The sequence below is a fragment of the Bacteroides sp. AM44-19 genome (assembly GCF_003603395.1).
Classification (GTDB): domain Bacteria; phylum Bacteroidota; class Bacteroidia; order Bacteroidales; family Bacteroidaceae; genus Bacteroides; species Bacteroides uniformis.
Genome location: NZ_QTNB01000003.1, coordinates 157,427 through 183,544, shown reverse-complemented (window position 1 = coordinate 183,544; position 26,118 = coordinate 157,427). Strand labels below are relative to the sequence as shown.

Genomic DNA, 26,118 nt, shown 5'->3' with positions numbered 1-26,118 from the left:
TAATCAGCCAACAAAAATATGAAATAATACGTTATGAATCGTACTTTTATCACTACTTTTGCAGCGTTTAAACGTAAATAAACATTATGAGTACAATAATCTTGGGAATAGAATCTTCTTGTGATGACACTTCTGCAGCTGTCATCAAAGATGGTTATCTGCTTTCGAATGTGGTGGCCAGCCAAGCTGTGCATGAAGCATACGGCGGGGTAGTGCCTGAACTGGCTTCCCGCGCGCACCAACAAAATATAGTTCCGGTAGTGCATGAGGCATTGAAACGCGCCGGAGTAACCAAAGAGGAATTGAGTGCTGTGGCCTTTACGCGTGGACCGGGATTGATGGGGTCGTTGTTGGTGGGGGTATCTTTCGCCAAAGGGTTTGCCCGTTCATTAGGTATTCCTATGATTGATGTTAATCATTTGACTGGTCATGTGTTAGCTCATTTCATTAAAGCAGAAGGTGAAGATAATGTGCAGCCGGAATTTCCTTTCCTCTGCTTGCTGGTTTCCGGTGGAAACTCACAGATTATCTTGGTGAAAGCCTATAACGATATGGAAATTTTGGGGCAGACCATTGATGATGCCGCCGGTGAAGCCATTGACAAATGCTCGAAGGTAATGGGATTGGGATATCCGGGTGGTCCGATTATTGACAAACTGGCTCGGCAAGGTAATCCTAAAGCCTTCTCGTTCAGCAAACCGCATATTCCAGGGTTGGATTATAGTTTCAGCGGACTTAAGACCTCGTTTCTTTACTCTCTGCGCGACTGGATGAAGGACGACCCCGATTTCATCGAACATCACAAGACGGATTTGGCGGCATCGCTGGAAGCTACCGTAGTAGATATCTTGATGGATAAGTTGCGCAAAGCCGCCAAGCAATATAAAATAAAGGAAGTGGCTGTTGCCGGAGGTGTTTCTGCCAATAACGGATTGCGTAATGCTTTCCGTGAGCATGCCGGGAAGTATGGTTGGAAAATATTTATTCCGAAGTTCAGCTACACAACGGATAACGCTGCCATGATTGCCATTACCGGATACTTCAAGTATATGGATAAGGATTTTTGTCCGATGGAAGCACCTGCTTATTCGCGTGTGACTTTAGGATAATATATATAATAAGGTATGAAGCTGGAAGAAAAGGTAGGAGAGTTGCTGAAAGCAAAGAAATTGTCCCTTTCCACCGCAGAAAGTTGTACGGGCGGAGGAATTTCCGCTTTGATAACTTCCGTTCCTGGCAGTTCGGAATACTTTAATGGTGGTATAGTGGCGTATTCCAATGAAATAAAGATGTCTTTGCTGCATGTATCTGCCGAAACATTGGAAAAACATGGAGCGGTAAGTCGTGAAACTGTTACAGAAATGGTGAAAGGTGCGATGAAAACGCTGAAAACAGATTGTGCAGTGGCTACTTCCGGTATTGCAGGTCCTGGAGGTGGGACTCCGGAAAAACCGGTGGGTACGGTGTGGATAGCCGCTGCCTATAAAAATGAAATCGTTACCATGAAGCAGGAGGGAGACGAGGGAAGAAAGGGAAATGTGGAAAAAGCAATTCAAAATGCCCTTTTGTTGCTTTGTGAGAAGCTGAAATGAGGAAAAAATGCTATCATACAGTGAATTATTTTAAGAAAAACTTGTTTGGTAACGATAAAAGTGCTTACTTTGCGCTCTGTTTGAAATAGGCAAAAAAGAAAACTATAAAATTAAGATAGAAATGTCAAAGATTTGTCAAATTACCGGAAAGAAGGCCATGATTGGCAACAATGTTTCACACTCAAAGAGAAGAACAAAGAGAACCTTTGATTTGAACTTGTTTAACAAGAAGTTCTACTATGTAGAGCAGGATTGCTGGATCAGCCTTAGCATTTGCGCTAATGGTTTGCGCATTATTAATAAGAAAGGACTGGACGCTGCTTTGAAAGATGCGGTAGCTAAAGGTTATTGTGATTGGAAAAGCATTAAAGTTATTGGCTAAAGTAGAGGAGAATACTGATTATGGCAAAGAAAGCAAAAGGTAACAGAGTACAGGTGATTCTGGAATGCACAGAACACAAGGATAGCGGTATGCCGGGTACTTCTCGTTATATTACGACGAAGAACAGAAAGAATACCACAGAGAGATTGGAGTTGAAGAAATACAACCCGATTCTGAAGAGAGTGACAGTACATAAAGAAATTAAATAATAAATCTATAACTTATGGCAAAGAAAGCGGTAGCAACCTTGCACGAAGGAAGCAAAGAAGGACGTTCTTATACAAAGGTTATCAAAATGGTGAAGTCTCCTAAGACTGGTGCTTACATCTTTGATGAACAGATGGTCCGTAATGAAGATGTTCAGAACTTCTTTAAGAAATAAGATAAATACAGTGGCTGTAAAGCGCTGATGACTTATAAAGGTCCCCTTGTCGGTATTTCCGGTAAGGGGATTTCTTTTTAAAAAGAGGACGAAGTTTTTAATATTCGTCAGTTTTGTTATATCTTTGCTGAAAATGCGAAGATAGGCTGCACCTCGGCATAAAAAATGAACGGGTTCATTTTATTCTGCATCCGGTTTGCACTATCTTTGCAGGGAATGCGAAAACAGGTTGCATAAAAATAATTAGTGTATGGGATTTTTTAGTTTTTTCTCCAAGGAAAAAAAGGAAACATTAGATAAAGGATTATCTAAGACCAAAGAAAGTGTGTTTGGCAAGATTGCGCGTGCCGTGGCAGGAAAGTCAAAAGTTGATGATGAAGTATTGGATAATCTGGAAGAGGTGTTGATAACTTCGGATGTGGGCGTGGAAACGACACTGAAAATTATTGAACGTATCGAAAAGCGTGCAGCAGCCGACAAATATATGAATGCCACTGAGCTGAATCATATTTTACGTGATGAAATCGCAGCGTTGCTTACAGAGAATAATTCGGAGGATGTGGATGACTTTGAAGCACCGATTGCGAAGAAACCATACGTCATTATGGTAGTGGGCGTCAATGGTGTAGGGAAGACTACTACGATTGGCAAACTGGCTTATCAATTCAAGAAAGCCGGAAAGTCTGTTTATCTGGGTGCTGCCGATACTTTCCGTGCTGCTGCTGTGGAGCAGTTGGTGATATGGGGTGAACGGGTAGGTGTACCTGTTGTAAAGCAGAAAATGGGTGCTGACCCGGCTTCTGTCGCTTTTGACACACTGAGTTCCGCAACTGCCAATAATGCCGATGTGGTAATTATAGATACAGCAGGACGCCTTCATAATAAAGTCGGTTTGATGAATGAACTGACGAAAATCAAGAATGTGATGAAGAAGGTTGTTCTTGATGCTCCGAATGAGGTGTTGCTTGTGTTGGATGGCTCAACCGGACAGAATGCATTCGAACAAGCCAAGCAGTTCACTCTGGCAACGGAGGTTACGGCAATGGCTGTTACAAAGTTGGACGGAACAGCCAAGGGTGGCGTAGTCATCGGCATTTCAGACCAGTTTAAAATTCCGGTTAAATATATTGGATTGGGTGAAGGAATGGAAGATTTGCAGGTGTTCCGTAAAAAGGAATTTGTTGATTCACTGTTCGGGGAGAATGCATGAAACGGAAGACTATAGATATCATTACTTTAGGATGTTCTAAAAACCTGGTGGATTCGGAACATTTGATGCGTCAGTTGGAGGAAGTGGGATTCCATGTGACACATGATGCGGAAAGACCGAAGGGACAGATTGCCGTAATCAATACTTGCGGTTTCATCGGTGACGCCAAGGAGGAATCCATTAATATGATTCTGGAATTTGCGCAGGCCAAGGAGGAAGGAAACTTGGAGAAGCTTTATGTAATGGGTTGCCTTTCGGAACGTTATCTGAAGGAATTGGCCGTTGAAATTCCCCAGGTGGATAAATTCTATGGTAAATTCAATTGGAGAGAGTTGTTGCAGGATTTGGGAAAGGCCTATCATGACGAGCTGCACATAGAGCGCACATTGACCACTCCCAAGCATTATGCCTATTTGAAGATATCCGAAGGGTGTGACCGTAAATGTTCTTATTGTGCTATTCCCATCATTACGGGACGGCATGTGTCGCGCCCGATGGAGGAGATACTTGACGAGGTGAAGTATCTGGTTGCACGGGGTGTAAAGGAATTCCAGGTTATAGCCCAGGAGTTGACCTATTACGGAGTAGATTTATATAAGAAGCAAATGTTGCCCGAGCTTGTTGAGCGGATTTCGGATATTCCCGGAGTGGAGTGGATACGCTTGCATTATGCCTATCCGGCACATTTTCCGGCTGATTTATTCCGTGTGATGCGCGAGCGTGACAATGTATGCAAATATATGGATATTGCCCTGCAACATATCAGTGACAATATGCTGCAAAAGATGCGTCGCCATGTGACGAAGGATGAGACGTATAAGCTGATAGAACAATTCCGTGAGGAGGTTCCCGGTATTCATCTCCGTACTACACTGATGGTGGGGCATCCAGGAGAAACTGAAGCCGATTTTGAGGAGCTGAAAGAGTTTGTCCGTAAAGTGCGTTTCGATAGAATGGGGGCTTTTGCGTATTCGGAAGAAGAAGGGACGTATGCCGCTGCTGAATATGAGGATTCTATTCCCCAGGAAGTGAAACAAGCGCGCTTGGATGAGTTAATGTCTATTCAACAAGGCATTTCAGGGGAGTTGAGTGCGGAGAAAGTAGGCAGGCAGATGAAAGTAATCATTGACCGGCTGGAAGGCGAATATTATATTGGACGTACAGAATTTGATTCTCCCGAAGTGGATCCTGAGGTTTTGATTGAGCGTGGAGACAGGGCGTTGCATATAGGTAACTTTTACCACGTAGAGATAGTAAATTCCGATGATTTCGACCTTTTTGGACGAATAATTTAAAGATTTTTCCTTATCTTCTTGCATATGTGAAGAAGATTTGCTAATATAGCACCGTAGTTCAATTTAAAGGCTTACATTTTGAATAACAAAGAGTTTACTTCTGAATTGTCGCGGAGGTTAGGGTACACATTGAAAGATACTTCTGAGCTGGTTGCTTCATTGCTGGCAGATATGACACGGCAGTTGGAGGAGGGGAATATTATCTCTATACAAGGGTTCGGTACATTCGAAGTGAAAAAGAAGGCAGAGCGTATATCTGTGAATCCGACTACAAAGCAACGTATGCTGGTGCCTCCCAAATTGGTGTTGACCTATAAGCCGAGTACATTGTTAAAGGATAAGTTTAAGTAACCGGCTTTTAAAAAATCTCCCGTATTATGAATGAGAAACTGAACATACAAGACCTGATTGACACGCTGGCTGAAAGGCATGGCATGAGCAAGAAGAATGCGGATAGTTTTGTGAAAGAATTCTTCCAGCTGATTGAGGAGTCTTTGGAGAAGGATAAATATGTGAAGATACGAGGTTTGGGGACTTTCAAGCTGATAGATGTCGGGAGTCGTGAAAGCGTTAATGTGAATACGGGGGAAAGGTTTGAGATACAAGGGCATACAAAAGTGTCGTTTACACCGGAACCGGCTTTGAAAGATATTATCAATAGACCATTTTCGCATTTTGAAACTGTAGTTTTGAATGACGCTACGGTGCTTGAGGACACCCTGCAGGAAAATGACAGTGAAGATGATGAAGATACTGAAATCAAAACTCCGGAACAAGAGGTGGAGGAGAAGGTTGCCTTAGTGGAAGAAGCCACGATAGAAGAACCTTTGGTGGAAACTGTAGTCGAAGAGCCGTTAGTTGAGCCCGAACCGGAAGTTGAAGAGGAGAAACCGGAAAAAACTGAACCTGAAGCAATGCCTGAAAATATAGTTGCTGTTGAACCGGAACCGTTTGAGCCAGTGATAAAAGATACGGCAGATTCTTCGACTATGAAATATTTTATAGGCATCGTTGTATTTGTAGTGTTGTTGTGTGGTGGTGCCGTAGCTTTCATGTATTATCCGGACTTGCTTGACAAACTTACTGCAAAGCCTCTTGTAGAAGAGGTTGCAGACTCGGATGTGAAGGAATCTGTTACTGAAAAGGTGGATGTCCCTGCCGGTCAAGACAATATTGCCTTGACAGACAGCATTGTTTCAAAAGATGTTGTAGTTCCTGCCCGGACAGATACTGTGGCAGAAACTGTTGCTACAACAACTCCTGCGCTTACAACAACTCCAAAGGAAAATGTACAGGCACAGTCTCCCGCTCCTAAAAAAGAGCAGAAAAAGACAGTTGCACCGTTTGAACCGGATTCTGTGGGGTATACGATTGTGGGAACAGAAACCACTTATACCATCAAGGAAGGGGAAACGCTGACTAGGGTAGCGCTTCGTTTTTATGGGACAAAAGCGCTTTGGCCTTATATCGTGAAGCATAATCCCGGCGTAATCAAGAATCCGGATAATGTACCTTATGGTACCACTATCAAGATACCGAAATTAGCCAAGAAGCAGTAAAAAATTACTGCTTCTTTTTTGTTAAATACTAAACTCTATGAAAGTAGTTTAATCTAAAAGGTTTCGCATAGTTTTTTAATAAAAATTAGTTGGTATGGTTAATTTATTCCCGTACTTTTGGGAGCGAAAAAAATAATTGCCGGTTCAAAACCGGATAAATGAAGAAATTAAACATTAAAAAATAGATTGATTTATGGCTGAAACAATTGACATCCGCGAACTGAATGAGCGGATTGAAAGACAAAGTGCTTTCGTTACCAATCTTACCACAGGTATGGACCAGGTCATTGTAGGACAAAAGCATCTGGTAGAGTCGTTGTTAATTGGTTTGTTGTCCGATGGACATGTGTTGTTGGAAGGTGTGCCCGGTTTGGCAAAGACTTTAGCTATCAAGACGCTTGCTTCGTTGATTGATGCGCAATACAGCCGCATTCAGTTTACGCCTGACTTGTTGCCTGCCGACGTAATAGGTACAATGGTTTACAGCCAGAAGGATGAAACGTTCCAAGTAAAAAAAGGTCCGGTCTTCGCAAACTTTGTTTTGGCCGATGAAATCAACCGTGCTCCGGCCAAAGTACAGAGTGCTTTGCTGGAAGCCATGCAGGAACGTCAAGTTACTATCGGCAATGAAACTTTCGGGTTGCCCAAACCATTCCTGGTGCTTGCCACACAGAATCCTATCGAGCAGGAAGGTACTTATCCGCTGCCCGAAGCGCAAGTGGACCGTTTCATGCTGAAAGTCGTAATAGACTATCCGAAGCTGGAAGAGGAGAAACTGATTATCCGTCAGAATATCAATGGTGATAAATTTGAAGTGAAGCCCATTTTGAAGGCAGACGAAATTATTGAGGCTCGTAAAGTGGTTCGCCAGGTGTATCTGGATGAGAAAATAGAAAAATATATTGTTGATATTGTATTTGCTACCCGTTATCCGGAAAAATATGATTTAAAAGAACTGAAAGACATGATTGGTTTCGGCGGTTCGCCCCGTGCTTCCATCAACTTGGCCTTGGCTGCCCGTAGCTACGCGTTCATCAAGCGTCGCGGTTATGTCATTCCGGAGGATGTGCGCGCTGTGGCACACGACGTACTTCGCCACCGTATCGGCTTGACTTACGAGGCGGAAGCCAGCAATATGACATCTGATGAAATCGTCAGCAAGATACTGAACAAGGTTGAAGTGCCCTAACGCATAATAGAGGTTTTCGTAAACTTGAGGTTTACAATCCTATACCTGAGGCTTAGCGTCGTAAACCTTAGGGTTGAGTACCGAAAACCTCACCCCTTTTCATAGGGAAGTTTCTGTTATAAACTAAATTGCGCTTGTGTGCTTAAATGAGATTATTAAAATAAATCAATGGAAACAACAGAACTTTTGAAGAAAGTCCGTCAGATTGAGATAAAGACGCGCGGATTGTCCAACAATATCTTTGCCGGGCAGTATCACTCTGCCTTCAAGGGTAGAGGTATGGCATTCTCCGAGGTGCGCGAGTATCAGTTTGGCGACGACATACGCGACATTGACTGGAATGTGACCGCCCGCTTCAACAAGCCTTACGTCAAGGTGTTTGAGGAGGAGCGCGAATTGACAGTGATGTTGTTGGTAGATGTTTCCGGTAGTTTGGAATTCGGTACGGTAAAGCAGATGAAGAAGGATATGGTGACGGAAATTGCCGCTACACTGGCATTCTCTGCCATTCAGAATAATGACAAGATTGGTGTCATCTTCTTTTCGGACCGGATTGAGAAGTTTATTCCGCCCAAGAAGGGACGTAAGCATATACTTTACATCATCCGCGAACTGATAGATTTTCATGCGGAAAGCCGGAGGACGAACATCCGTTTGGGATTGGAATATCTGACGAATGTGATGAAACGCCGTTGTACGGCATTTGTCTTGTCCGACTTCATCGACCAGGAAAGTTTCAAGAACGCCATGACCATTGCCAATCGTAAGCATGACCTGGTTGCCGTTCAGGTGTACGACCGTCGTGTGGAAGAATTGCCACCCGTGGGACTGATGAAGATTAGGGATGCCGAGACGGGACATGAGCAGTGGATTGACACCTCCTCGCGTGCCGTGCGCCGTGCCCATCATGATTGGTGGGTGAACAAGCAGGCGGAATTGAATGAAACGTTTACCAAGAGTAATGTCGACAATGTGTCGGTACGTACCGACCAGGATTATGTCAAGGCATTGATGAATTTGTTTGCGAAACGAAATTAATCGGAAAATGAAAAGATATTTATTTCTGATAGCGTTATTGATAGCATGGTCGGGAAGGGTAGTAGCCCAGTCGGTAACGGTAGATGCTACGATTGACTCTTTGCAGATTCTTATTGGAGAGCAGGCAAAGATAAAGCTTCAAGTATCTCTGGATGCCGATAAGCGTGCCATATTCCCGGTATATACCGATACGCTGGTGAATGGGGTTGAAATTATTGATGTGGCCAAGCCGGATACGCAACTGCTGAATGATGGCCGGCGTGCATTGATAACTCAAGAGTATACAGTTACCTCTTTCGACTCGGCTCTTTATTATCTGCCGCCTATGGAAGTGACAGTGGATAATGAGAAGTATCGCTCCAAAGCGTTGGCCTTGAAAGTATATTCGGTGAATGTCCCGTTAGACCCGGAGAATCCGGAACAGTTCTTCGGTCCCAAAACAGTGATGCAAGCGCCTTTTGCCTGGGAAGACTGGTATGGTCTTATGGCTTGTGGTGCGCTGATTATCCCGATAGGGATATTACTTGTCTATCTGATAATGCGCTTCTTCGACAATAAGCCTATTATCCGTAAGGTGAAGGTAGAACCTAAGCTGCCTCCCCATCAGTTGGCTATGCAGGAGATAGAACGTATCAAGAATGAGAAGGTATGGCAGAAAGGGGAGCCGAAGGAATATTATACGGAATTGACTGATGCTCTTCGTACATATATAAAAGACCGCTTTGGTTTCAATGCTTTGGAAATGACTTCTACGGAAATCATAGATAAGTTGCTGGAAATGAAAGATAAGGAAGCAATATCGGATTTGCGTGAATTGTTCCAGACTGCTGATTTGGTGAAATTTGCCAAGCATAATCCATTGATGAACGAAAATGACGCTAACCTGATTAATGCCATTGACTTTATTAATGAAACCAAGGAGAAAGAAGAGGAGAATGCCAAGCCGCAGCCTACGGAGATTACCATTATCGAGAAACGTTCTTTGCGTACCAAGATTTTGCTGGGAACGGGTATTGTAGTGTTGGCTGTAGCCCTTGTCAGTTCATTGATATATATCGGATTGGAGTTGTATAATTATTTTGCTTAATACAGGAAAAGTGACTTCAATCGGATATACATGAGTGAAAAATGAGGGATGTTTGGAGCGAAGCTGAATTGTAAATCGTTAAATCGTACATAAATATGGTTTTTGCCAATATTGAATATTTATTTTTGCTGCTGTTGCTTATACCTTATATAGTATGGTATATTATGAAGCGGAAGAGTAGTGAAGCTACGCTTCAGATTTCGGATGCCCGTGTGTATGCCCATACCCCTAAAAGCTATAAGAACTATTTGTTGCATGTACCGTTTGTATTGCGGATAATTGCCTTGATACTGATTATTCTTGTTTTGGCACGTCCGCAAACCACAGATAGCTGGCAGAACAGCGAGATTGAGGGTATTGATATCATGCTTGCTATGGACGTTTCTACCAGTATGCTGGCCGAAGACCTGAAACCTAACCGGTTGGAAGCGGCGAAGGATGTGGCGGCAGAGTTTATTAACGGACGTCCGAATGATAATATAGGTATAACTTTGTTTGCTGGAGAAAGCTTTACGCAATGTCCGTTGACAGTAGACCATGCCGTATTGTTGAACTTGCTTAAAGATATGAAGTGCGGGCTGATTGAAGACGGAACGGCAATCGGTATGGGTATTGCCAATGCCGTTACCCGTTTGAAGGATAGCAAGGCAAAGTCGAAAGTCATTATTCTGCTGACGGACGGTGTCAATAATAAAGGTGATATTTCTCCTTTAACGGCTGCTGAAATAGCCAAGAGTTTTGGCATTCGTGTTTATACTATTGGGGTGGGAACCAATGGTATGGCTCCTTATCCTTATCCGGTAGGTGGAACAGTGCAATATGTCAATATGCCCGTCGAAATTGATGAAAAGACTTTGACACAGATTGCCGGAACAACGGAAGGTAACTATTTCCGTGCCACCAGCAACTCGAAGTTGAAGGAAGTGTACGAGGAGATAGACAAGCTGGAGAAAACAAAATTGAATGTAAAAGAATACAGCAAGCGCCAGGAAGAGTACCGCTGGTTTGCGTTGGCTGCTTTCTTGTGCGTATTACTGGAGGTACTGTTACGCAACTCTATATTGAAGAAGATACCGTAAAAACGGAGAATGTCTTTTAGTGTATCAGTCATTGCGTAGCCAAATTGTAAATTGTAAATTGCTAAATTGTAAATAAAAAGATGTTTCGATTTGAAGAACCTGCATATTTGTACTTGTTGCTGCTGCTGCCTTTATTGGCGGCCTTCTACTTGTACTCCAATTATCGGAGGAGGAAAGCCATTCGTAAATTTGGTGACCCTATACTGATGGCACAGCTAATGCCGGATGTTTCCAAATACCGTCCGGATGTGAAGTTTTGGTTGGTTTTTGCGGCTATCGGGTTGTTCACGGTACTGCTGGCACGTCCGCAGTTTGGTTCCAAACTGGAGACGGTAAAACGCCAGGGAGTGGAAGTGATGATTGCGTTGGATATATCCAATTCCATGCTGGCACAAGACGTACAGCCAAGCCGCTTGCAGAAGGCAAAACGGCTGGTGGCGCAGTTGGTAGATAAGATGCAGAATGACAAGGTCGGTATGATTGTTTTTGCAGGTGACGCATTTACCCAGTTGCCTATTACGAGTGATTATATTTCTGCCAAGATGTTTTTGGAGTCCATCGACCCTTCGCTGATTTCCAAGCAAGGTACGGCAATTGGAGCTGCAATAAATCTGGCTGCCCGGAGTTTTACACCTCAAGAAGGGGTGGGACGTACTGTTATTGTCATCACCGACGGTGAAAACCATGAAGGTGGTGCCGTAGAAGCTGCTAAGGCTGCTGCAGAGAAAGGTATCCAGGTCAATGTATTAGGGGTAGGTATGCCTGAGGGTGCCCCCATTCCAATAGAGGGTACTAATGATTATCGTCGTGATCGTGAAGGTAATGTAATCGTTACTCGCTTGAATGAGCAGATGTGTCAGGAAATTGCTCAGGCAGGAAATGGTATTTATGTGCGCGTAGACAATACCAATGGTGCACAGAAAGCGATTAGTCAGGAAATCAACAAGATGGCAAAGGCAGATGTGGAAACACAGGTGTACACGGAATTCAATGAACAGTTTCAGGCAGTGGCATGGATTATTCTGCTGTTGTTACTGACTGAGATGTTGATATTGGAGCGCAAGAATCCTCTGTTCCGCAACATTCATTTATTCTCTAATAAGAAATGATGCGTATGTTACAGAAAAAATATATTGGAATAGTTTTGCTGCTGTTAGTGGCAGCTTCAGCTTCTGCACAGAAGGCGGAACGCGATTATATCCGTAAGGGAAACCGTTTTTTTAAGGATAGCGTATATGTGGATGCAGAAGTGAACTATCGGAAGGCTTTGGAGGTAAACCCGAAGTCAACGGTTTCCATGTTCAACCTGGGAAATACATTGACCCAGCAGAACAAGCTGCAGGAAGCGATGGAGCAATATGTGGGAGCTACCAAGATAGAAAAGGACAAATCGAACTTAGCACAGATTTATCATAATATGGGAGTCATCTTTCATTCTCAGAAGGATTATGCAAAGGCGGTAGAAGCCTATAAGGAGTCGTTACGCAATAATCCGAAAGATGATGAAACGCGCTATAACCTTGCTTTGGCACAGAAACAATTGCAAGACCAGCAGCAGAACCAGGATCAGAATCAAGATCAGGATAAACAGGACCAACAGAAGGAGCAGGATAAACAGCAGGATCAGCAGAAAGACCAGCAACAGAATCAAGACCAGCAACAACAACCTTCTCAGCCGGAAAAGAAAGATAATGAGATGTCTAAGGAAAATGCCGAGCAGCTGTTAAACTCTGTCATGCAAGACGAGAAGGATGTGCAGGATAAAGTGAAAAAGCAGCAGGTACTTCAAGGAGGTCGTCTGGAAAAAGATTGGTAACAAACATAATAGGAATAATATATGAGAAAAATAGTTTTCTTATGGATAGCACTGATTGCAGTCAGTATGAATGCCTTTGCCGATGGCAAGGTATCGTTTACTGCGTCCGCTCCTGACGCTGTGGCGGTAGGAGACCAGTTCAGACTGTCGTATACGGTGACTACACAAAAGGTAAGGGACTTTCGTGCTCCTTCTATGAAGGGATTTGATGTGTTGATGGGGCCCAGCCGCTCGCAACAGAGTAGCGTGCAGATGATTAATGGGCAGACGACTTCAACCAGCAGTATTACATTCACTTATATTTTAATGGCGACTGCAGAAGGTGATTTTACTATTCCAGGAGCCACTATCACTGCTGATGGTAACCAAATGGTTTCGAATTCTGTACAAGTAAGGGTTCTTCCGGCAGATCAGGCTGCTAATGGAGCTTCTGGAAATGGTGGCAAACAGAGTGAGGGCACTGCCAGCCGCGCTTCTTCCGGGACATCTGTATCGAATAGTGATTTGTTTATTACAGCTACTGCCAGTAAGATGACGGTGTATGAACAAGAGGCTTTTCTGCTGACATACAAGATATATACCTTGGTGGACTTACGTATGTTTGATAATGTGAAATTGCCTGACTTCAAAGGATTCCATTCTCAGGAAGTAGAATTGCCTAATGACAGAAGATGGGGATTGGAGCATTATAAAGGTAGAAATTATCAGTCTACAATCTATCGTCAGTTTGTGTTGTTCCCGCAACAAGCCGGTAAGCTGACAATTGATGCAGCACGCTTTGATGCTTCCATTGCAAAGGCTACACAAGTTGCTGATCCGTTCGAGGCATTTTTCAATGGAGGAAGCAATTACGTAGAAGTTAAAAAGACAATTTTGACTCCGCAACTGACAATTGACGTAAAGCCCTTGCCGGCAGGTAAGCCAGCCGATTTTTCGGGAGGAGTGGGAGAGTTCAATATAACTTCTTCTATCAATAGTACAAATGTCAAGACCAATGATGCTGTTACTGTCAAACTTGTCATTTCTGGTACCGGTAATCTGAAATTGCTCTCTAATCCGGAAGTTAAATTCCCCGAGGATTTTGAAGTATATGATCCGAAGGTGGACAATAAATTCCGTCTGACAAATTCGGGCCTCTCCGGTAGCAAGGTCATTGAGTATCTGGCAATTCCTCGTAATGCGGGAACTTATAAGATTCCTGCCGTAAAGTTCAGTTATTTTGATATTAATTCCCGTTCGTATAAAACGTTGACTACGGAAGAGTATGAATTGCATGTGGAAAAGGGAGCAGGCAATGCTGCTCAGACTATTGCAAACTTTACAAGCAAGGAAGAGTTGAAAGTATTGAACGAGGATATTCGTTTTATCAAGCAGAATAATGTTACTCTGTCTCCCAAAGGTGATTTCTTCTTCGGTTCGTTGACGTATTGGTTACTTTATTTGATACCGGGTATTGCATTCATTACATTCTTTATCATCTATCGTAAGCAAATAGCAGCCAATGCAAATGTAGCAAAGATGCGTACCAAGAAAGCCAATAAAGTGGCGGTGAAACGTATGAAGCAAGCTGGTAAATTATTGGTTGAGAATAAGAAAGATGCGTTTTATGATGAGGTTTTGAAGGCTCTTTGGGGGTATATCAGTGATAAACTGAACATTCCGGTATCCCGTTTGTCTAAGGATAATATCGAAGAGGAACTTCGTAATTATGGTGTGAATGATGCGTTGATAAAGGAATTCCTCGATGCATTGAATAACTGTGAGTTTGCCCGCTTTGCTCCGGGTGATGATAACCAGGCTATGGATAAGGTATATTCAGCTTCTTTGGAAGTTATCAGTAAAATGGAAAACTCGATAAAACATTAATCAGGAGGAAATGGTAATGAATAAAATATTGTTTTTTACTCTTAGTCTAGTGATGGCAATTACTGCCTATGGGCAGAATTCTGCATCTGTAGATACATTACAGACTGCTAGTGACTCTACATCCGTCGGTTCACATGCGGAATTCTCTGCTGCAAGGCAAGAAAGCAATGTGACAAAGGCTGAAGGTGACAGCGCTTATATACGGAATGATTATGCTTCTGCCATTCAAATATATGAGAATCTGTTAAAGAAGGGAGAGGCTGCAGAGGTCTATTATAATCTTGGCAACAGTTATTATAAGGCAGATGATATAGCAAGAGCTATATTGAATTATGAGCGTGCCTTGTTGTTGGAACCTGGTAATGCTGATATTCGTGCAAATTTGGAGATAGCACGTTCTAAGACAATCGATAAGGTAATCCCAATTCCTGAGGTTTTCTTTGTATCTTGGACTAAATCGTTGATTAATTGTCTTAGCGTAGACGCATGGGCTAAGTTGGGGATTGTGTTCTTTGTACTATTACTCGTTTCGTTCTATCTCTTTTTCTTTTCAAAACAGATTACGGGAAAGAAAGTGGGATTTATTGCAGGAATAGTATTCCTGGTTCTTGTTATATTGAGTAATGTGTTTGCTGCTCAGCAAAAAGGCGAACTGATGGAACGTAACGAAGCTATAGTGTTGGCACCTAGTGTCACAGTGCGTAGTACTCCCAGTGAAAGTGGTACAAGTCTGTTCATTCTTCATGAGGGACGTAAAGTTGAGATAAAAGACAACTCTATGCGTGAATGGAAAGAAATTCGTTTGGAAGATGGTAAAGTAGGGTGGGTTCCAGCTTCTGCCATAGAAGGTATTTAAATTTTCCCTGTATTCTAAAAACAGCTCGTATAAACCCGATAATTCTGCTTTATACGAGCTGTTTCTGTCTATTTTTAGGAGCTTTTTCTCTGTACTTATAATTCTGCATACTTGAAAATGATTATTTTTTGGAGAGGCAATATTCTTTTTGAAAAAAGATAAAGAAATAGTTTGTTTTATCCTTTTTTTTCCTTAAGTTTATAGCGTGATAATAAAAAGTACAGAGTATTAACCATTAAATTTATGAATATGAGAACAATAACATTTAATGAATTACGTAAGATTAAAGACTCATTGCCTAGTGGTAGTATGCATAGAATAGCCGATGAACTTGGACTGAATGTTGACACTGTAAGAAATTTTTTCGGTGGACACAATTTTAAGGAGGGGAAAAGTGTTGGGATTCACTTGGAACCTGGACCAGATGGTGGATTGGTTATGATTGATGATACTACTGTTTTAGAGCGAGCTTTAAAAATTTTAGATGAAATGGCAGGTAAGACTGAAGAAGCTGTTCGAGCTTAAGAAGAGAAAGTTAGATAGAATCCCAATTGCTGACAACAATTGGGATTTCTTGTTTGTTTTAATCTCAAAATCAATGATATATGGAAGATAAATTAGTTACTTTGGCAATCTTAACGTACGCGAAAGCTCAAATATTGAAAAATGTTCTTGAAAATGAAGGTATTGAGACTTATATTCACAATGTAAACCAGATACAACCGGTTGTTTCTTCTGGCGTACGTGTACGTATTAAGGAGAGTGACTTACCTCATGCTCTGAAAATTACTGAAAGCTCTGCGTGGTTATCTGAAGAGGTAGTGGGGGGGAAGTCACCTAAACTGGAGAAGGTTAGTAATAAAGTGCTGATTCCAGTGGATTTTTCCAATTATTCTTTGAAGGCTTGCGAGTTCGGTTTCAATTTCGCTCAGAATATAGGTGCAGAAGTTGTTTTGCTACATGTTTATTTTACTCCTATATATGCAACTTCTTTGCCATACGGAGACGTATTTAACTATCAGCTAAGTGATGAGGAGAATGTAAGGAGTATCTTACAAAAAGTTCATGCTGATTTGAATGCATTATCTAATAAAGTAAAAGAGAAGGTAGCTTCCGGCGAGTTTCCAGATATTAAATATACTTGTGTCTTGCGTGAAGGTATTCCTGAAGAAGAGGTACTCCGCTATACCAAGGAATATCGACCACGCATTATCATAATGGGAACTCGTGGTAAAAGTCAGAAGGATATTGATTTGATCGGTAGTGTAACGGCTGAAGTGATTGAACGTAGCCGTGTACCGGTATTGGCCATTCCTGAAAATACTCCATTCAAGCAATTTTCTGAGGCTAAGCGTATTGCATTCATTACTAATTTTGATCAACGTGATTTAATAGCTTTTGATTCACTAATAAATAATCTGAAATCATTTAAGTTTTCAGTGTCTCTGATACATCTTTCAGATGTTCAGAATACATGGAATGAAATAAAACTGGCTGGTATTAAGGAATATTTTCAAAAACAATATCCACAATTGGAAATATACTATGATGTGGTAAAGAACGATAATCTGCTTAGTAGTTTAGACAGTTATATCAAAAGTAATCACATTGATATTATAACATTAACTTCTTATAAAAGAAATATATTTTCGCGCTTATTTAACCCTGGCATTGCCAGAAAGATGATTTTCCATTCTGATACACCATTGTTGGTAATTTACGGAAGACCGAATTAGGTGTTGAATATGGATATATATGGTTTCTATCCAATATCGTCATTATGTTTAATATAGCGCTGGAATAATTTAATCTAATTTTAATTTCTTCTCTCCCTCACTTAAGAAATAACATTCTTTACTTAATGATATAACAATAATAAAAGCCTAATTAATAATTTAATTAGGCTTTTATTATTATGAAAGTATTACATCAACTTTTCAATTTCTTCGAATTCAGGGCCCATTTGCAAATTATAATACACTCTATACAGACCATTTAACCACAAATCTTTTTGATCAGGTTTCAGTTCTCTTGCCTTTTCATAATAAGGTTTTGCCTTTTCATAGAAAGTCTTCAGAGTAGCCTGGTCTTCTTTATACTTCGGATCATTAATATCTGTAGTTGCTTTTTCTGAGAAATCTTGTGCTTGTAAGCAGTAAATTAAGCCTAAATTAGAGTATGCTTCTGCATAATTAGGATCTACTTCTATAGTTTTTTTATAGAATTCAATAGCTTTATCATAGTCCTTCATATTGTGATAAAGGTAGCCTTTTACATACAAATAGAATGTATTGTTAGGATCTTTAGCCAACATATCATCAGCAAACTGCATAGCTTCGTCATATTTGTTGTTATTGCTATAATAATCAATCAAATGACCGAAGAAGAATGAATGTTCAGGATATTTCTGGATACCTTCTTTTAAAGAAGCAATCCATTTAACAGTATCACCTTCAGCTTTCAATGCAGTAGAGATAAATTCCATAGCGTATTTCCCAACCTCTTTATCATCTTGTGCATAAGGAGCATACTTCAAAATACTAGGATAATCTTCCATCTTAGCAGCTGCTAAACTTGCATAATATGCTATTTGGGGTAATACAGTATCTGTTTGTAACAGATTTTCCTTTTCAAACATCGGGTTGATAGCAATATCAATGTATGTTGCAAAGAAATCTAATGCTTTTTTATTGTCTTCATTGGCTGCATCGCCTTCTTTCTGTGAGGCCAAATTAAAGAATTGGATACCGCCATTGATCAGATTACCGCGTTCTGCTAAAATTGTAGCAGAATTAGATTTTCTATATTTATTCTTGATTTTGCCCTTTTCATTGGGAATTTGTGCCAATTCGTCACATTTGAAGTAGAATTTACACATGTTCAATGCGCTATTATATACCTGAAGAGTGTCATAAGGTTTTCTCAGATAGGCATTTTCCATTTCTTTCTCACTTCTTTTTCTTTGGATAAGACCTGCTACATCCCACGTTTCGGCATTGTCCTTTGTTTCGGGATTGGTTAAAGCCTGATTTATCAGTTCCTCTGCTTTGGCAAAGTCAGGATTTACTCCGTTAGCAATACTTTTAGCCTCTTTTACGTTCTTTTCTTGGGCGAAAGTAAAGCTTGCGACAAGTAGTAAAACCATTGAAAATAATACTCTTTTCATGATTGTAGAAAATTTAAATTAATATTATGTCTATTCTTCATTTTCATTGTTTACCTCGTTCTGAGGGCTTTCAAGGGTATTTTCTTCCCCCTCCTCTATAAGTTCCTCTTCATTTTCTGAAGTGACTTTACATACAGAGCCGATTTCGTCATTACGTTTCTCAAGGTTGATTAGACGCACACCTTGTGTAGCACGTCCCATGATACGAACATCGGCGACTTTCAGACGGATGGTAATACCGGATTTATTAATAATCATCAAGTCATTTTCATCTGTAACAGACTTGATAGTTACTAATTTACCCGTTTTATCGGTGATATTCATTGTTTTCACACCTTTACCTCCACGATTGGTCTTGCGATAATCTTCAATATCCGAACGTTTGCCATATCCTTGTTCCGATACAACCATAATTGTTTCCGCTTCAGGATCTTTGATGCATATCATACCTACTACTTCGTCTTGACCGTCTTCATCCAATGTCATACCACGTACACCGGTGGCAGTACGTCCCATAACGCGCACAGCACTTTCATGGAAACGAATGGCACGTCCGTTACGGTTGGCAATGATGATTTCATTGTCACCGTTTGTCATACGCACTTCGATTACACGGTCGTCTTCACGGATAGTGATAGCATTTACACCATTTTGGCGAGGACGTGAATACTGCTCAAGCAATGTTTTCTTAATGACACCATTCTTAGTACAGAACAATACATAATGGCTGTTGATAAATTCTTGGTCGTTCAAGTTCTTCACGCGCAAATAGGCGTTTACAGCATCGTCAGAGTCGATATTCAACAAATTCTGGATGGCACGACCTTTCGAATTCTTAGTACCTTCGGGGATTTCGTATACCTTCAGCCAGTAACACTTACCTTTCTGTGTAAAGAACATCATGGTATTATGCATGGTTGCAGGATAAATATGCTCTACAAAGTCTGCATCGCGGGTTTCGGTACCTTTGGAGCCTACCCCACCACGGTTTTGCGCACGGAATTCGCTCAGCGGTGTGCGTTTGATGTATCCCATGTGCGAGATGGTGATAATCATTTCATCATCTGCATAGAAGTCTTCCGGATTGAATTCTTCTGATGAATAGACAATTTCCGAGCGACGTTCGTCACCATACTTCTCTTTTACTTCAATCAGTTCATCTTTAATGACTTTGCGGCAGAGTTCGTCATTGACAAGGATTTCTTCCAAATAAGCAATCTGCTTCTGAATTTCCTCATATTCGGCGTGCAGCTGGTCTTGCATCAATCCTGTGAGCTGACGCAAACGCATTTCAACAATGGCACGTGACTGAATTTCACTGAGTTGGAATCGCTCCATCAAACCTGATATAGCATCATTCGGGGTTTTAGCAGCACGGATAATCTTGATTACTTCGTCGATATTATCAGATGCAATGATTAATCCTTCCAGAATATGTGCACGTTCTTTGGCCTTGCGCAAATCATACTGAGTACGGCGGATGACTACGTCGTGTCTGTGCTCAACGAAGTATTTTATCAAATCCTTCAGATTCAGCAGACGTGGACGGCCATGTACCAATGCAACATTGTTCACACCAAAAGATGTCTGCAGCATTGTCATCTTGTAGAGCTTGTTGAGTACAACGCTGGCATTTGCATCACGTTTTACATCAATAACGATACGCATACCTTCACGGTCGGATTCGTCATTAGCATTGGCAATACCTTCAATTTTCTTTTCGTTGGCCAAATCGGCTATATTCTTAATCAATTCAGCTTTGTTGACACCATAGGGAATTTCTGTCACAACGATTTTATCGTGCGTCGAACCAGTCTCAATTTCGGCTCTAGCACGCATTATGACACGTCCGCGTCCCGTGAGATAGGCTTCGCGAACACCGCTCATACCGTATATATAGCCTCCGGTCGGGAAATCAGGAGCTTTGACATACGTCATCAGCTCTTCTATATCGATGTCATTGTTTTCGATGTATGCAATACAAGCATCAATAACCTCAGATAGATTATGGGTCGGCATATTGGTAGCCATACCTACAGCGATACCAGATGCACCATTTACCAAAAGATTCGGAATACGGGCCGGCATGACGGTAGGCTCTTGCAAAGAGTCATCGAAATTGTTCTGCATGTCAACAGTCTCTTTCTCAAGGTCTGTCATCATGTCTTCACCAATTTTTCGCAAACGACACTCTGTATAACGCATGGCAGCAGCGCTGTCACCGTCTACTGAACCGTAGTTACCTTGTCCATCTACCAACATGTAACGCATTGCCCAAGGCTGAGCCATACGTACAAGAGCTCCGTAAACGGACGAGTCGCCATGAGGGTGATATTTACCTAATACTTCACCTACAACTCTGGCTGATTTTTTATAAGGTTTGTCGGAGGTATTTCCTAATCCCATCATTCCGAAAAGAATTCTTCGGTGAACGGGTTTAAAACCATCTCTAACATCCGGAAGGGCACGTGAAACAATGACCGACATAGAGTAGTCAATGTACGATGACTTCATTTCCTCCTCGATGTTAATCTTTATAATTCTGTCTTGTTCAAGCATTTAAAAAGATTATTAATTATACATTTTCGGGTTCGTGAAAAACCACGCTAAAGTACTGCTTTTTTACGATATACAAAAGTTTTCCTCCATAAACTTTGTTGCCTGCAATATAAATATGGAAGTACTCCCTCCATTCCTCACCAAATTGCTATTAATATATAAGGTATAAAGTGGAAAAACAGATTTGAAATTTATGGCACGGGATTTGTATACTATTAAATCAGTTAAATATGATACGCTGAATTAATAAATGCGTATCTTTGTCGTGGATAACCTTTTTAATTGAGGAGAATTATAAAATATGAACAATCAATTTTCACAAAGAGTTTCAGACATAATTACTTATAGCAAGGAAGAAGCCAATCGATTGAGAAATCGCTATATTGGTCCGGAACACCTTCTGCTCGGCATGCTGCGTGATGGCGGAGGAAAAGCTATTGAAATATTGTTGAAACTTGATATAGATTTAAAACGAGTAAAAAGTCGTCTGGAGGGTTTCCTAAAGGATGCCGAGGACGATACTCTCTTGCCGGACGCTGAAGTGCCCTTGTCCCCGATGACGGCTAAGATATTGAAGATGTGTATGCTTGAAGCGCGTTTGCTGAAAAGTGCAACTGCCGATACGGAACATGTATTGCTGGCTATCTTGAAAGATGGCGACAATCTTGCTGCAACTGTTTTGGAAGAACACCGGGTGGATTATCAGGCTGTATTTGAACAGCTTTCGATGAAATCGACCAATCCGAATGCGGGAATGGGATTCACCGAGGATGATGAAGAGGATGAAGAAGATATGAATATGTCCCGCTCCTCCCGTACTGGGGGAGCTGGTTCGGCTTCGGCTGCACAGGCTGCATCCAGAAAGCCGTCCAATGATACTCCTGTGCTGGACAATTTCGGCGTAGACATGACGCGGGCTGCCGAAGAAGGCAAGCTGGACCCGGTTGTGGGTCGCGAACGCGAGATTGAACGTCTGGCGCAAATCTTGAGCCGCCGTAAGAAGAACAATCCGGTGCTTATCGGTGAACCTGGAGTCGGAAAATCTGCCATCGTAGAGGGTTTGGCATTGCGTATTGTGCAAAAGAAAGTTTCGCGCATTTTGTTTGAAAAGCGCGTGGTGATGCTTGATATGGCCTCTGTGGTGGCGGGAACAAAATACCGTGGTCAGTTTGAGGAACGTATCCGCTCTATCATCAACGAGTTGCAGAAAAATCCGAATGTCATCCTTTTCATCGATGAAATCCATACGATTGTAGGTGCCGGTGCTGCTGCCGGTTCCATGGATGCTGCCAATATGCTGAAACCAGCTTTAGCGCGTGGTGAAATCCAGTGTATTGGAGCTACCACTCTCGATGAATACAGAAAGAATATCGAGAAAGACGGTGCTTTGGAACGTCGTTTCCAAAAGGTGATTGTAGAGCCTACCACAGCTGAAGAAACGCTTCAGATATTGAAGAATATCAAGGAGAAGTATGAAGACCATCATAACGTGAGCTACACGGATGAAGCCCTGGAAGCATGTGTCAAGTTGTCAGCACGCTATATAACCGACCGCAACTTCCCGGATAAAGCTATTGATGCTTTGGACGAGGCGGGTTCGCGTGTGCATTTGACGAATATTAATGTTCCGAAAGAAATTGAGGAACAGGAAAAGCTGATTGAAGAGGCACGTAGCCTGAAGGCTGAAGCTGTAAAGTCACAGAATTTTGAGCTGGCTGCCAGCTACCGCGACCGTGAGAAGGAACTTTCTGTCCGCTTGGAGGAGATGAAGGTTGAGTGGGAAGCCCGTTTGAAGGATGACCGCCAAACGGTAGGTGAAGAGGAAATAGCCAATGTTATTTCAATGATGTCCGGTGTACCCGTACAGCGCATGGCGCAGGCAGAAGGACTTAAACTGGCCGGAATGAAGGAAGAACTACAGGCGAAGGTGATAGCTCAAGATGCTGCGATAGAGAAACTTACCAAAGCAATCTTGCGTAGCCGTGTAGGGTTGAAAGACCCGAACCATCCCATCGGAACCTTTATGTTCCTTGGCCCTACTGGTGTGGGTAAGACGCATTTGGCAAAGCAATTGGCAAAATATATGTTTGGCTCTGCCGATGCCTTGATACGTATCGATATGAGCGAGTATATGGAGAAATACACCGTATCTCGTATGATTGGTGCCGCTCCGGGATATGTGGGCTATGAGGAAGGCGGCCAGTTGACTGAAAAGGTGCGTCGCAAGCCGTATTCCATTGTCTTGCTGGATGAGATTGAGAAAGCCCATCCGGACGTGTTCAACATCTTGCTCCAGGTACTGGATGAAGGTCGTTTGACTGACAATTATGGCAGAACCATCGATTTCAAGAATACGGTTATCATTATGACCTCCAATATCGGTACGCGGCAGTTGAAGGAATTTGGCCGTGGCGTAGGTTTTGCGGCGCAAAACCGCACGGATGACAATGAACATTCGCGCAGCGTGATACAAAAGGCTCTGAACAAGACCTTTGCTCCCGAATTCTTGAATCGTTTGGATGAAATCATTACTTTCGACCAGCTCTCTTTGGAGGCCATCACAAAGATTGTGGACATTGAGCTGAAAGGTTTGTACGAACGGGTTGAAGCAATTGGTTACAAGCTGGTTGTGGAGGATGATGCAAAGACATTCCTTGCTTCGAAAGGGTACGATGTACAGTTTGGTGCGCGCCCATTGAAGCGCGCCATTCAGAACCACTTGGAGGATGGACTTTCCGAGCTGATAGTGGCGGAGGAGTTACAGCCGGGTGATACGGTAAACGTATCAGTAGACAAAGAAAAAGACGAGCTGAGCATCAGGAAGGCATAAGCTGTTCTTTATAAAAACCGTCAAAATGTCAGTCCTTATGGGCTGGCATTTTTTTTGTGCTATATCTGCCGGAATAATTAAAAATATAAATCTAAAAAATATAAATGTAGTATGCAAAAAGGTAATATTGGGGTAACTACTGAGAATATCTTCCCCGTCATTAAAAAGTTCTTGTATAGTGATCATGAAATTTTTCTCCGTGAGTTGGTTTCTAACGCGGTTGATGCTACACAGAAGCTGAAAACACTCTCCTCTATCGGTGAGTTCAAGGGTGAAGTTGGCGATTTAACCGTACATGTCTCGCTGGGAAAAGATACCATTACGGTGTCCGACCATGGTATAGGTCTTACGGCTGAAGAAATAGACAAGTATATTAACCAGATAGCTTTCTCTGGCGCCAATGACTTCCTTGAGAAATATAAAAACGATGCCAACGCCATCATCGGCCATTTTGGATTGGGTTTCTATTCGGCTTTTATGGTTGCCAAGAAAGTCGAAATCATCACTAAATCCTATCGGGAAGGCGCCCAGGCTGTAAAGTGGACATGCGATGGCAGTCCGGAGTTTACGATTGAAGACACTGATAAGGCAGAACGTGGTACGGATATCGTTCTTTACATAGACGATGACTGCAAGGAATTCCTTGAAGAAGCGCGCATTTCCTCTTTGTTGAAGAAGTATTGCAGCTTCCTCCCTATTCCGGTTGCATTCGGCAAGAAGAAAGAATGGAAAGACGGCAAGCAGGTTGAAACTGCCGAGGATAATATCATCAATGATTCCAACCCGTTGTGGACGCTGAAACCCAGCGAATTGAAAGATGAAGATTACAAGAAGTTCTACCGTGACCTTTATCCCATGTCCGACGAACCTTTGTTCTGGATTCATCTGAATGTGGATTATCCGTTCCACCTTACCGGTATTCTGTACTTCCCCAAAGTGAAGAGCAACATCGAGTTGAACAAGAATAAGATTCAGCTCTACTGCAACCAGGTATATGTGACGGATTCGGTGGAAGGTATTGTTCCCGACTTCTTGACCCTGCTGCATGGTGTGCTCGATTCACCGGACATTCCATTGAACGTTTCCCGTTCTTATTTGCAGAGCGATGCCAACGTGAAGAAAATTTCTACATATATCACGAAAAAGGTGTCAGACCGTTTGCAGTCCATCTTCAAGAACGACCGTAAGCAATTTGAGGAAAAGTGGAATGACTTGAAAATCTTCATCAACTACGGAATGCTTACGCAGGAAGATTTCTATGATAGAGCCAAGGACTTTGCCCTTTTCACCGATACAGACAGCAAATATTATACTTTCGAAGAGTATAAGACGTTGATTAAAGATAACCAGACGGATAAGGATGGAAATCTGATTTATCTGTATGCCAACAATAAAGATGAACAATACAGCTACATAGAGGCCGCTACGAATAAAGGATACAATGTGCTGTTGATGGATGGACAGCTGGACATTGCGGTGGTGAGCATGTTGGAACAGAAGTTCGAAAAGGTTCGCTTCACTCGTGTAGACAGCGATATTATTGATAATCTGATTGTCAAGGAAGACAAGAAGAACGAAGCGTTGGAAGCCGGCAAGCAGGAAGTTCTTTCTTCCATCTTCAAGAGCCAGTTGCCCAAGATGGATAAGACGGAGTTCAACATCACGGCGCAGGCTTTGGGCGAAAATGCCACTCCTATCATGATAACTCAGAGCGAGTACATGCGCCGTATGAAGGAAATGGCTAATATCCAGGCTGGAATGAGCTTCTATGGCGAAATGCCGGATATGTTTAACCTGGTATTGAATTCAGACCATAAGCTGGTAAAAGAAGTTCTGGCAGATGAAGATAAGGAATGTGCTGCTGCCGTTGCTCCGGTTCAGGCAGAGATGGATGAAGTGAACAAGCAGCGTACTGACCTGAAAAAGAAGCAGGAAGGCAAGAAAGATGAGGATATACCGACTGCCGAAAAGGATAAAGTGAATGAGCTGGATAAGAAGTGGGACGAACTGAAAACACAGAAAGAAGGCATCTTCGCCGATTATGCTGCCAAGAATAAGGTTGTCCGTCAACTGATAGATTTGGCACTGCTGCAGAATGGTATGTTGAAAGGTGAAGCTTTGAACAACTTTGTCAAGAGAAGCATTGACCTGATAAAATAAGCCCCTTTAAATTTGCATTTAATATATGCAAGGGTATTGTGATTCTTCGGAG

At 42.1% G+C, this 26,118-nt stretch carries 23 protein-coding genes; 21 read left to right on the top strand and 2 right to left on the bottom strand.

Annotation, left to right across the window (positions count from 1 at the left end; genetic code table 11):
• Positions 1-86: 86 nt before the first annotated feature.
• From tsaD to DW947_RS07260, 19 genes are all read left to right on the top strand, one after another.
• Positions 87-1,109: a tRNA (adenosine(37)-N6)-threonylcarbamoyltransferase complex transferase subunit TsaD gene (gene tsaD / locus DW947_RS07350; RefSeq protein ID WP_005827731.1), complete on the top strand. Its 1,023-nt coding sequence runs from the start codon at positions 87-89 to the stop codon at positions 1,107-1,109.
• A gap of 15 nt (positions 1,110-1,124) precedes the next feature.
• Complete coding sequence (locus DW947_RS07345; protein WP_117962528.1) at positions 1,125-1,592, top strand: CinA family protein; 468 nt, start codon at positions 1,125-1,127, stop codon at positions 1,590-1,592.
• A gap of 121 nt (positions 1,593-1,713) precedes the next feature.
• Positions 1,714-1,974 carry a 50S ribosomal protein L28 gene (gene rpmB, locus DW947_RS07340; protein ID WP_004291052.1) on the top strand — a complete coding sequence of 87 codons (261 nt, stop codon included), beginning with the start codon at positions 1,714-1,716 and terminating at the stop codon, positions 1,972-1,974.
• 20 nt (positions 1,975-1,994) lie between these two features.
• Positions 1,995-2,183, top strand: coding sequence for a 50S ribosomal protein L33 (gene rpmG, locus DW947_RS07335; RefSeq protein WP_002560155.1), 189 nt, complete (start codon positions 1,995-1,997; stop codon positions 2,181-2,183).
• Positions 2,184-2,197: 14 nt separating this feature from the next.
• The gene (locus DW947_RS07330) at positions 2,198-2,356 is read left to right on the top strand and encodes a DUF4295 domain-containing protein (protein WP_005827735.1); all 159 of its coding nucleotides are present in this window, start codon (positions 2,198-2,200) and stop codon (positions 2,354-2,356) included.
• A gap of 250 nt (positions 2,357-2,606) precedes the next feature.
• Positions 2,607-3,566: a signal recognition particle-docking protein FtsY gene (gene ftsY, locus DW947_RS07325; RefSeq protein ID WP_117962526.1), complete on the top strand. Its 960-nt coding sequence runs from the start codon at positions 2,607-2,609 to the stop codon at positions 3,564-3,566.
• The gene (rimO, locus tag DW947_RS07320; protein WP_005837204.1) at positions 3,563-4,861 is read left to right on the top strand and encodes a 30S ribosomal protein S12 methylthiotransferase RimO; all 1,299 of its coding nucleotides are present in this window, start codon (positions 3,563-3,565) and stop codon (positions 4,859-4,861) included. Before ftsY ends, rimO begins: the two co-directional genes overlap by 4 nt.
• A 78-nt stretch (positions 4,862-4,939) precedes the next feature.
• On the top strand, positions 4,940-5,212 hold the full coding sequence (locus DW947_RS07315) for an HU family DNA-binding protein (protein WP_005827742.1): 273 nt from the start codon (positions 4,940-4,942) through the stop codon (positions 5,210-5,212).
• A 26-nt stretch (positions 5,213-5,238) separates the two neighbouring features.
• Positions 5,239-6,420 (top strand): HU family DNA-binding protein, encoded by a 1,182-nt coding sequence (locus DW947_RS07310; protein ID WP_117962524.1) that lies wholly within the window; start codon positions 5,239-5,241, stop codon positions 6,418-6,420.
• Between the two features lie 193 nt (positions 6,421-6,613).
• Positions 6,614-7,609: an AAA family ATPase gene (locus tag DW947_RS07305; protein WP_005827745.1), complete on the top strand. Its 996-nt coding sequence runs from the start codon at positions 6,614-6,616 to the stop codon at positions 7,607-7,609.
• Between the two features lie 168 nt (positions 7,610-7,777).
• A complete protein-coding gene (locus tag DW947_RS07300) occupies positions 7,778-8,647 on the top strand; it encodes a DUF58 domain-containing protein (protein WP_005827747.1) in 870 nt (289 codons plus the stop codon).
• 7 nt (positions 8,648-8,654) lie between these two features.
• Positions 8,655-9,734, top strand: coding sequence for a hypothetical protein (locus tag DW947_RS07295; protein WP_016273797.1), 1,080 nt, complete (start codon positions 8,655-8,657; stop codon positions 9,732-9,734).
• A 95-nt stretch (positions 9,735-9,829) separates the two neighbouring features.
• Complete coding sequence (locus DW947_RS07290) at positions 9,830-10,813, top strand: vWA domain-containing protein (protein ID WP_117681144.1); 984 nt, start codon at positions 9,830-9,832, stop codon at positions 10,811-10,813.
• A gap of 80 nt (positions 10,814-10,893) precedes the next feature.
• The gene (locus tag DW947_RS07285) at positions 10,894-11,922 is read left to right on the top strand and encodes a VWA domain-containing protein (RefSeq protein WP_022402392.1); all 1,029 of its coding nucleotides are present in this window, start codon (positions 10,894-10,896) and stop codon (positions 11,920-11,922) included.
• Positions 11,919-12,629 carry a tetratricopeptide repeat protein gene (locus tag DW947_RS07280; protein WP_044468212.1) on the top strand — a complete coding sequence of 237 codons (711 nt, stop codon included), beginning with the start codon at positions 11,919-11,921 and terminating at the stop codon, positions 12,627-12,629. The genes DW947_RS07285 and DW947_RS07280 overlap by 4 nt, the downstream gene beginning before the upstream one ends.
• Positions 12,630-12,650: 21 nt before the next feature.
• Positions 12,651-14,495 carry a BatD family protein gene (locus DW947_RS07275; protein WP_016273794.1) on the top strand — a complete coding sequence of 615 codons (1,845 nt, stop codon included), beginning with the start codon at positions 12,651-12,653 and terminating at the stop codon, positions 14,493-14,495.
• 10 nt (positions 14,496-14,505) lie between these two features.
• Entirely contained in the window at positions 14,506-15,351 is an 846-nt protein-coding gene (locus DW947_RS07270) for a tetratricopeptide repeat protein (protein WP_022402395.1), read from the top strand.
• Positions 15,352-15,600: 249 nt separating this feature from the next.
• Positions 15,601-15,876 carry a DNA-binding protein gene (locus DW947_RS07265; protein ID WP_085929906.1) on the top strand — a complete coding sequence of 92 codons (276 nt, stop codon included), beginning with the start codon at positions 15,601-15,603 and terminating at the stop codon, positions 15,874-15,876.
• Positions 15,877-15,956: 80 nt separating this feature from the next.
• Complete coding sequence (locus DW947_RS07260) at positions 15,957-17,087, top strand: universal stress protein (protein ID WP_016273792.1); 1,131 nt, start codon at positions 15,957-15,959, stop codon at positions 17,085-17,087.
• 188 nt (positions 17,088-17,275) lie between these two features.
• Here DW947_RS07260 and DW947_RS07255 read toward each other — a convergent pair whose 3' ends face one another.
• Entirely contained in the window at positions 17,276-18,517 is a 1,242-nt protein-coding gene (locus tag DW947_RS07255; protein WP_005837195.1) for a tetratricopeptide repeat protein, read from the bottom strand.
• 30 nt (positions 18,518-18,547) lie between these two features.
• Entirely contained in the window at positions 18,548-21,076 is a 2,529-nt protein-coding gene (gyrA, locus tag DW947_RS07250) for a DNA gyrase subunit A (RefSeq protein ID WP_016273790.1), read from the bottom strand.
• A gap of 301 nt (positions 21,077-21,377) precedes the next feature.
• On the opposite strand from gyrA, the gene DW947_RS07245 reads away from it, so the two are divergent.
• Together DW947_RS07245 and htpG are read left to right on the top strand one after the other, a co-directional pair.
• Complete coding sequence (locus DW947_RS07245) at positions 21,378-23,906, top strand: ATP-dependent Clp protease ATP-binding subunit (RefSeq protein WP_005837192.1); 2,529 nt, start codon at positions 21,378-21,380, stop codon at positions 23,904-23,906.
• Positions 23,907-24,017: 111 nt separating this feature from the next.
• Positions 24,018-26,066 carry a molecular chaperone HtpG gene (gene htpG / locus DW947_RS07240; protein WP_005837191.1) on the top strand — a complete coding sequence of 683 codons (2,049 nt, stop codon included), beginning with the start codon at positions 24,018-24,020 and terminating at the stop codon, positions 26,064-26,066.
• Positions 26,067-26,118: the final 52 nt, after the last annotated feature.

What these genes read in the sequence shown, in the direction of transcription:
- tsaD (WP_005827731.1), top strand. Translation starts at nt 87, where the DNA reads ATGAGTACAATAATCTTGGGAATAGAATCTTCTTGTGATGACACTTCT.
- DW947_RS07345 (WP_117962528.1), top strand. Translation starts at nt 1,125, where the DNA reads ATGAAGCTGGAAGAAAAGGTAGGAGAGTTGCTGAAAGCAAAGAAATTG.
- rpmB (WP_004291052.1), top strand. Translation starts at nt 1,714, where the DNA reads ATGTCAAAGATTTGTCAAATTACCGGAAAGAAGGCCATGATTGGCAAC.
- rpmG (WP_002560155.1), top strand. Translation starts at nt 1,995, where the DNA reads ATGGCAAAGAAAGCAAAAGGTAACAGAGTACAGGTGATTCTGGAATGC.
- DW947_RS07330 (WP_005827735.1), top strand. Translation starts at nt 2,198, where the DNA reads ATGGCAAAGAAAGCGGTAGCAACCTTGCACGAAGGAAGCAAAGAAGGA.
- ftsY (WP_117962526.1), top strand. Translation starts at nt 2,607, where the DNA reads ATGGGATTTTTTAGTTTTTTCTCCAAGGAAAAAAAGGAAACATTAGAT.
- rimO (WP_005837204.1), top strand. Translation starts at nt 3,563, where the DNA reads ATGAAACGGAAGACTATAGATATCATTACTTTAGGATGTTCTAAAAAC.
- DW947_RS07310 (WP_117962524.1), top strand. Translation starts at nt 5,239, where the DNA reads ATGAATGAGAAACTGAACATACAAGACCTGATTGACACGCTGGCTGAA.
- DW947_RS07305 (WP_005827745.1), top strand. Translation starts at nt 6,614, where the DNA reads ATGGCTGAAACAATTGACATCCGCGAACTGAATGAGCGGATTGAAAGA.
- DW947_RS07300 (WP_005827747.1), top strand. Translation starts at nt 7,778, where the DNA reads ATGGAAACAACAGAACTTTTGAAGAAAGTCCGTCAGATTGAGATAAAG.
- DW947_RS07295 (WP_016273797.1), top strand. Translation starts at nt 8,655, where the DNA reads ATGAAAAGATATTTATTTCTGATAGCGTTATTGATAGCATGGTCGGGA.
- DW947_RS07290 (WP_117681144.1), top strand. Translation starts at nt 9,830, where the DNA reads ATGGTTTTTGCCAATATTGAATATTTATTTTTGCTGCTGTTGCTTATA.
- DW947_RS07285 (WP_022402392.1), top strand. Translation starts at nt 10,894, where the DNA reads ATGTTTCGATTTGAAGAACCTGCATATTTGTACTTGTTGCTGCTGCTG.
- DW947_RS07280 (WP_044468212.1), top strand. Translation starts at nt 11,919, where the DNA reads ATGATGCGTATGTTACAGAAAAAATATATTGGAATAGTTTTGCTGCTG.
- DW947_RS07275 (WP_016273794.1), top strand. Translation starts at nt 12,651, where the DNA reads ATGAGAAAAATAGTTTTCTTATGGATAGCACTGATTGCAGTCAGTATG.
- DW947_RS07270 (WP_022402395.1), top strand. Translation starts at nt 14,506, where the DNA reads ATGGTAATGAATAAAATATTGTTTTTTACTCTTAGTCTAGTGATGGCA.
- DW947_RS07265 (WP_085929906.1), top strand. Translation starts at nt 15,601, where the DNA reads ATGAGAACAATAACATTTAATGAATTACGTAAGATTAAAGACTCATTG.
- DW947_RS07260 (WP_016273792.1), top strand. Translation starts at nt 15,957, where the DNA reads ATGGAAGATAAATTAGTTACTTTGGCAATCTTAACGTACGCGAAAGCT.
- DW947_RS07255 (WP_005837195.1), bottom strand. Translation starts at nt 18,517, where the DNA reads ATGAAAAGAGTATTATTTTCAATGGTTTTACTACTTGTCGCAAGCTTT.
- gyrA (WP_016273790.1), bottom strand. Translation starts at nt 21,076, where the DNA reads ATGCTTGAACAAGACAGAATTATAAAGATTAACATCGAGGAGGAAATG.
- DW947_RS07245 (WP_005837192.1), top strand. Translation starts at nt 21,378, where the DNA reads ATGAACAATCAATTTTCACAAAGAGTTTCAGACATAATTACTTATAGC.
- htpG (WP_005837191.1), top strand. Translation starts at nt 24,018, where the DNA reads ATGCAAAAAGGTAATATTGGGGTAACTACTGAGAATATCTTCCCCGTC.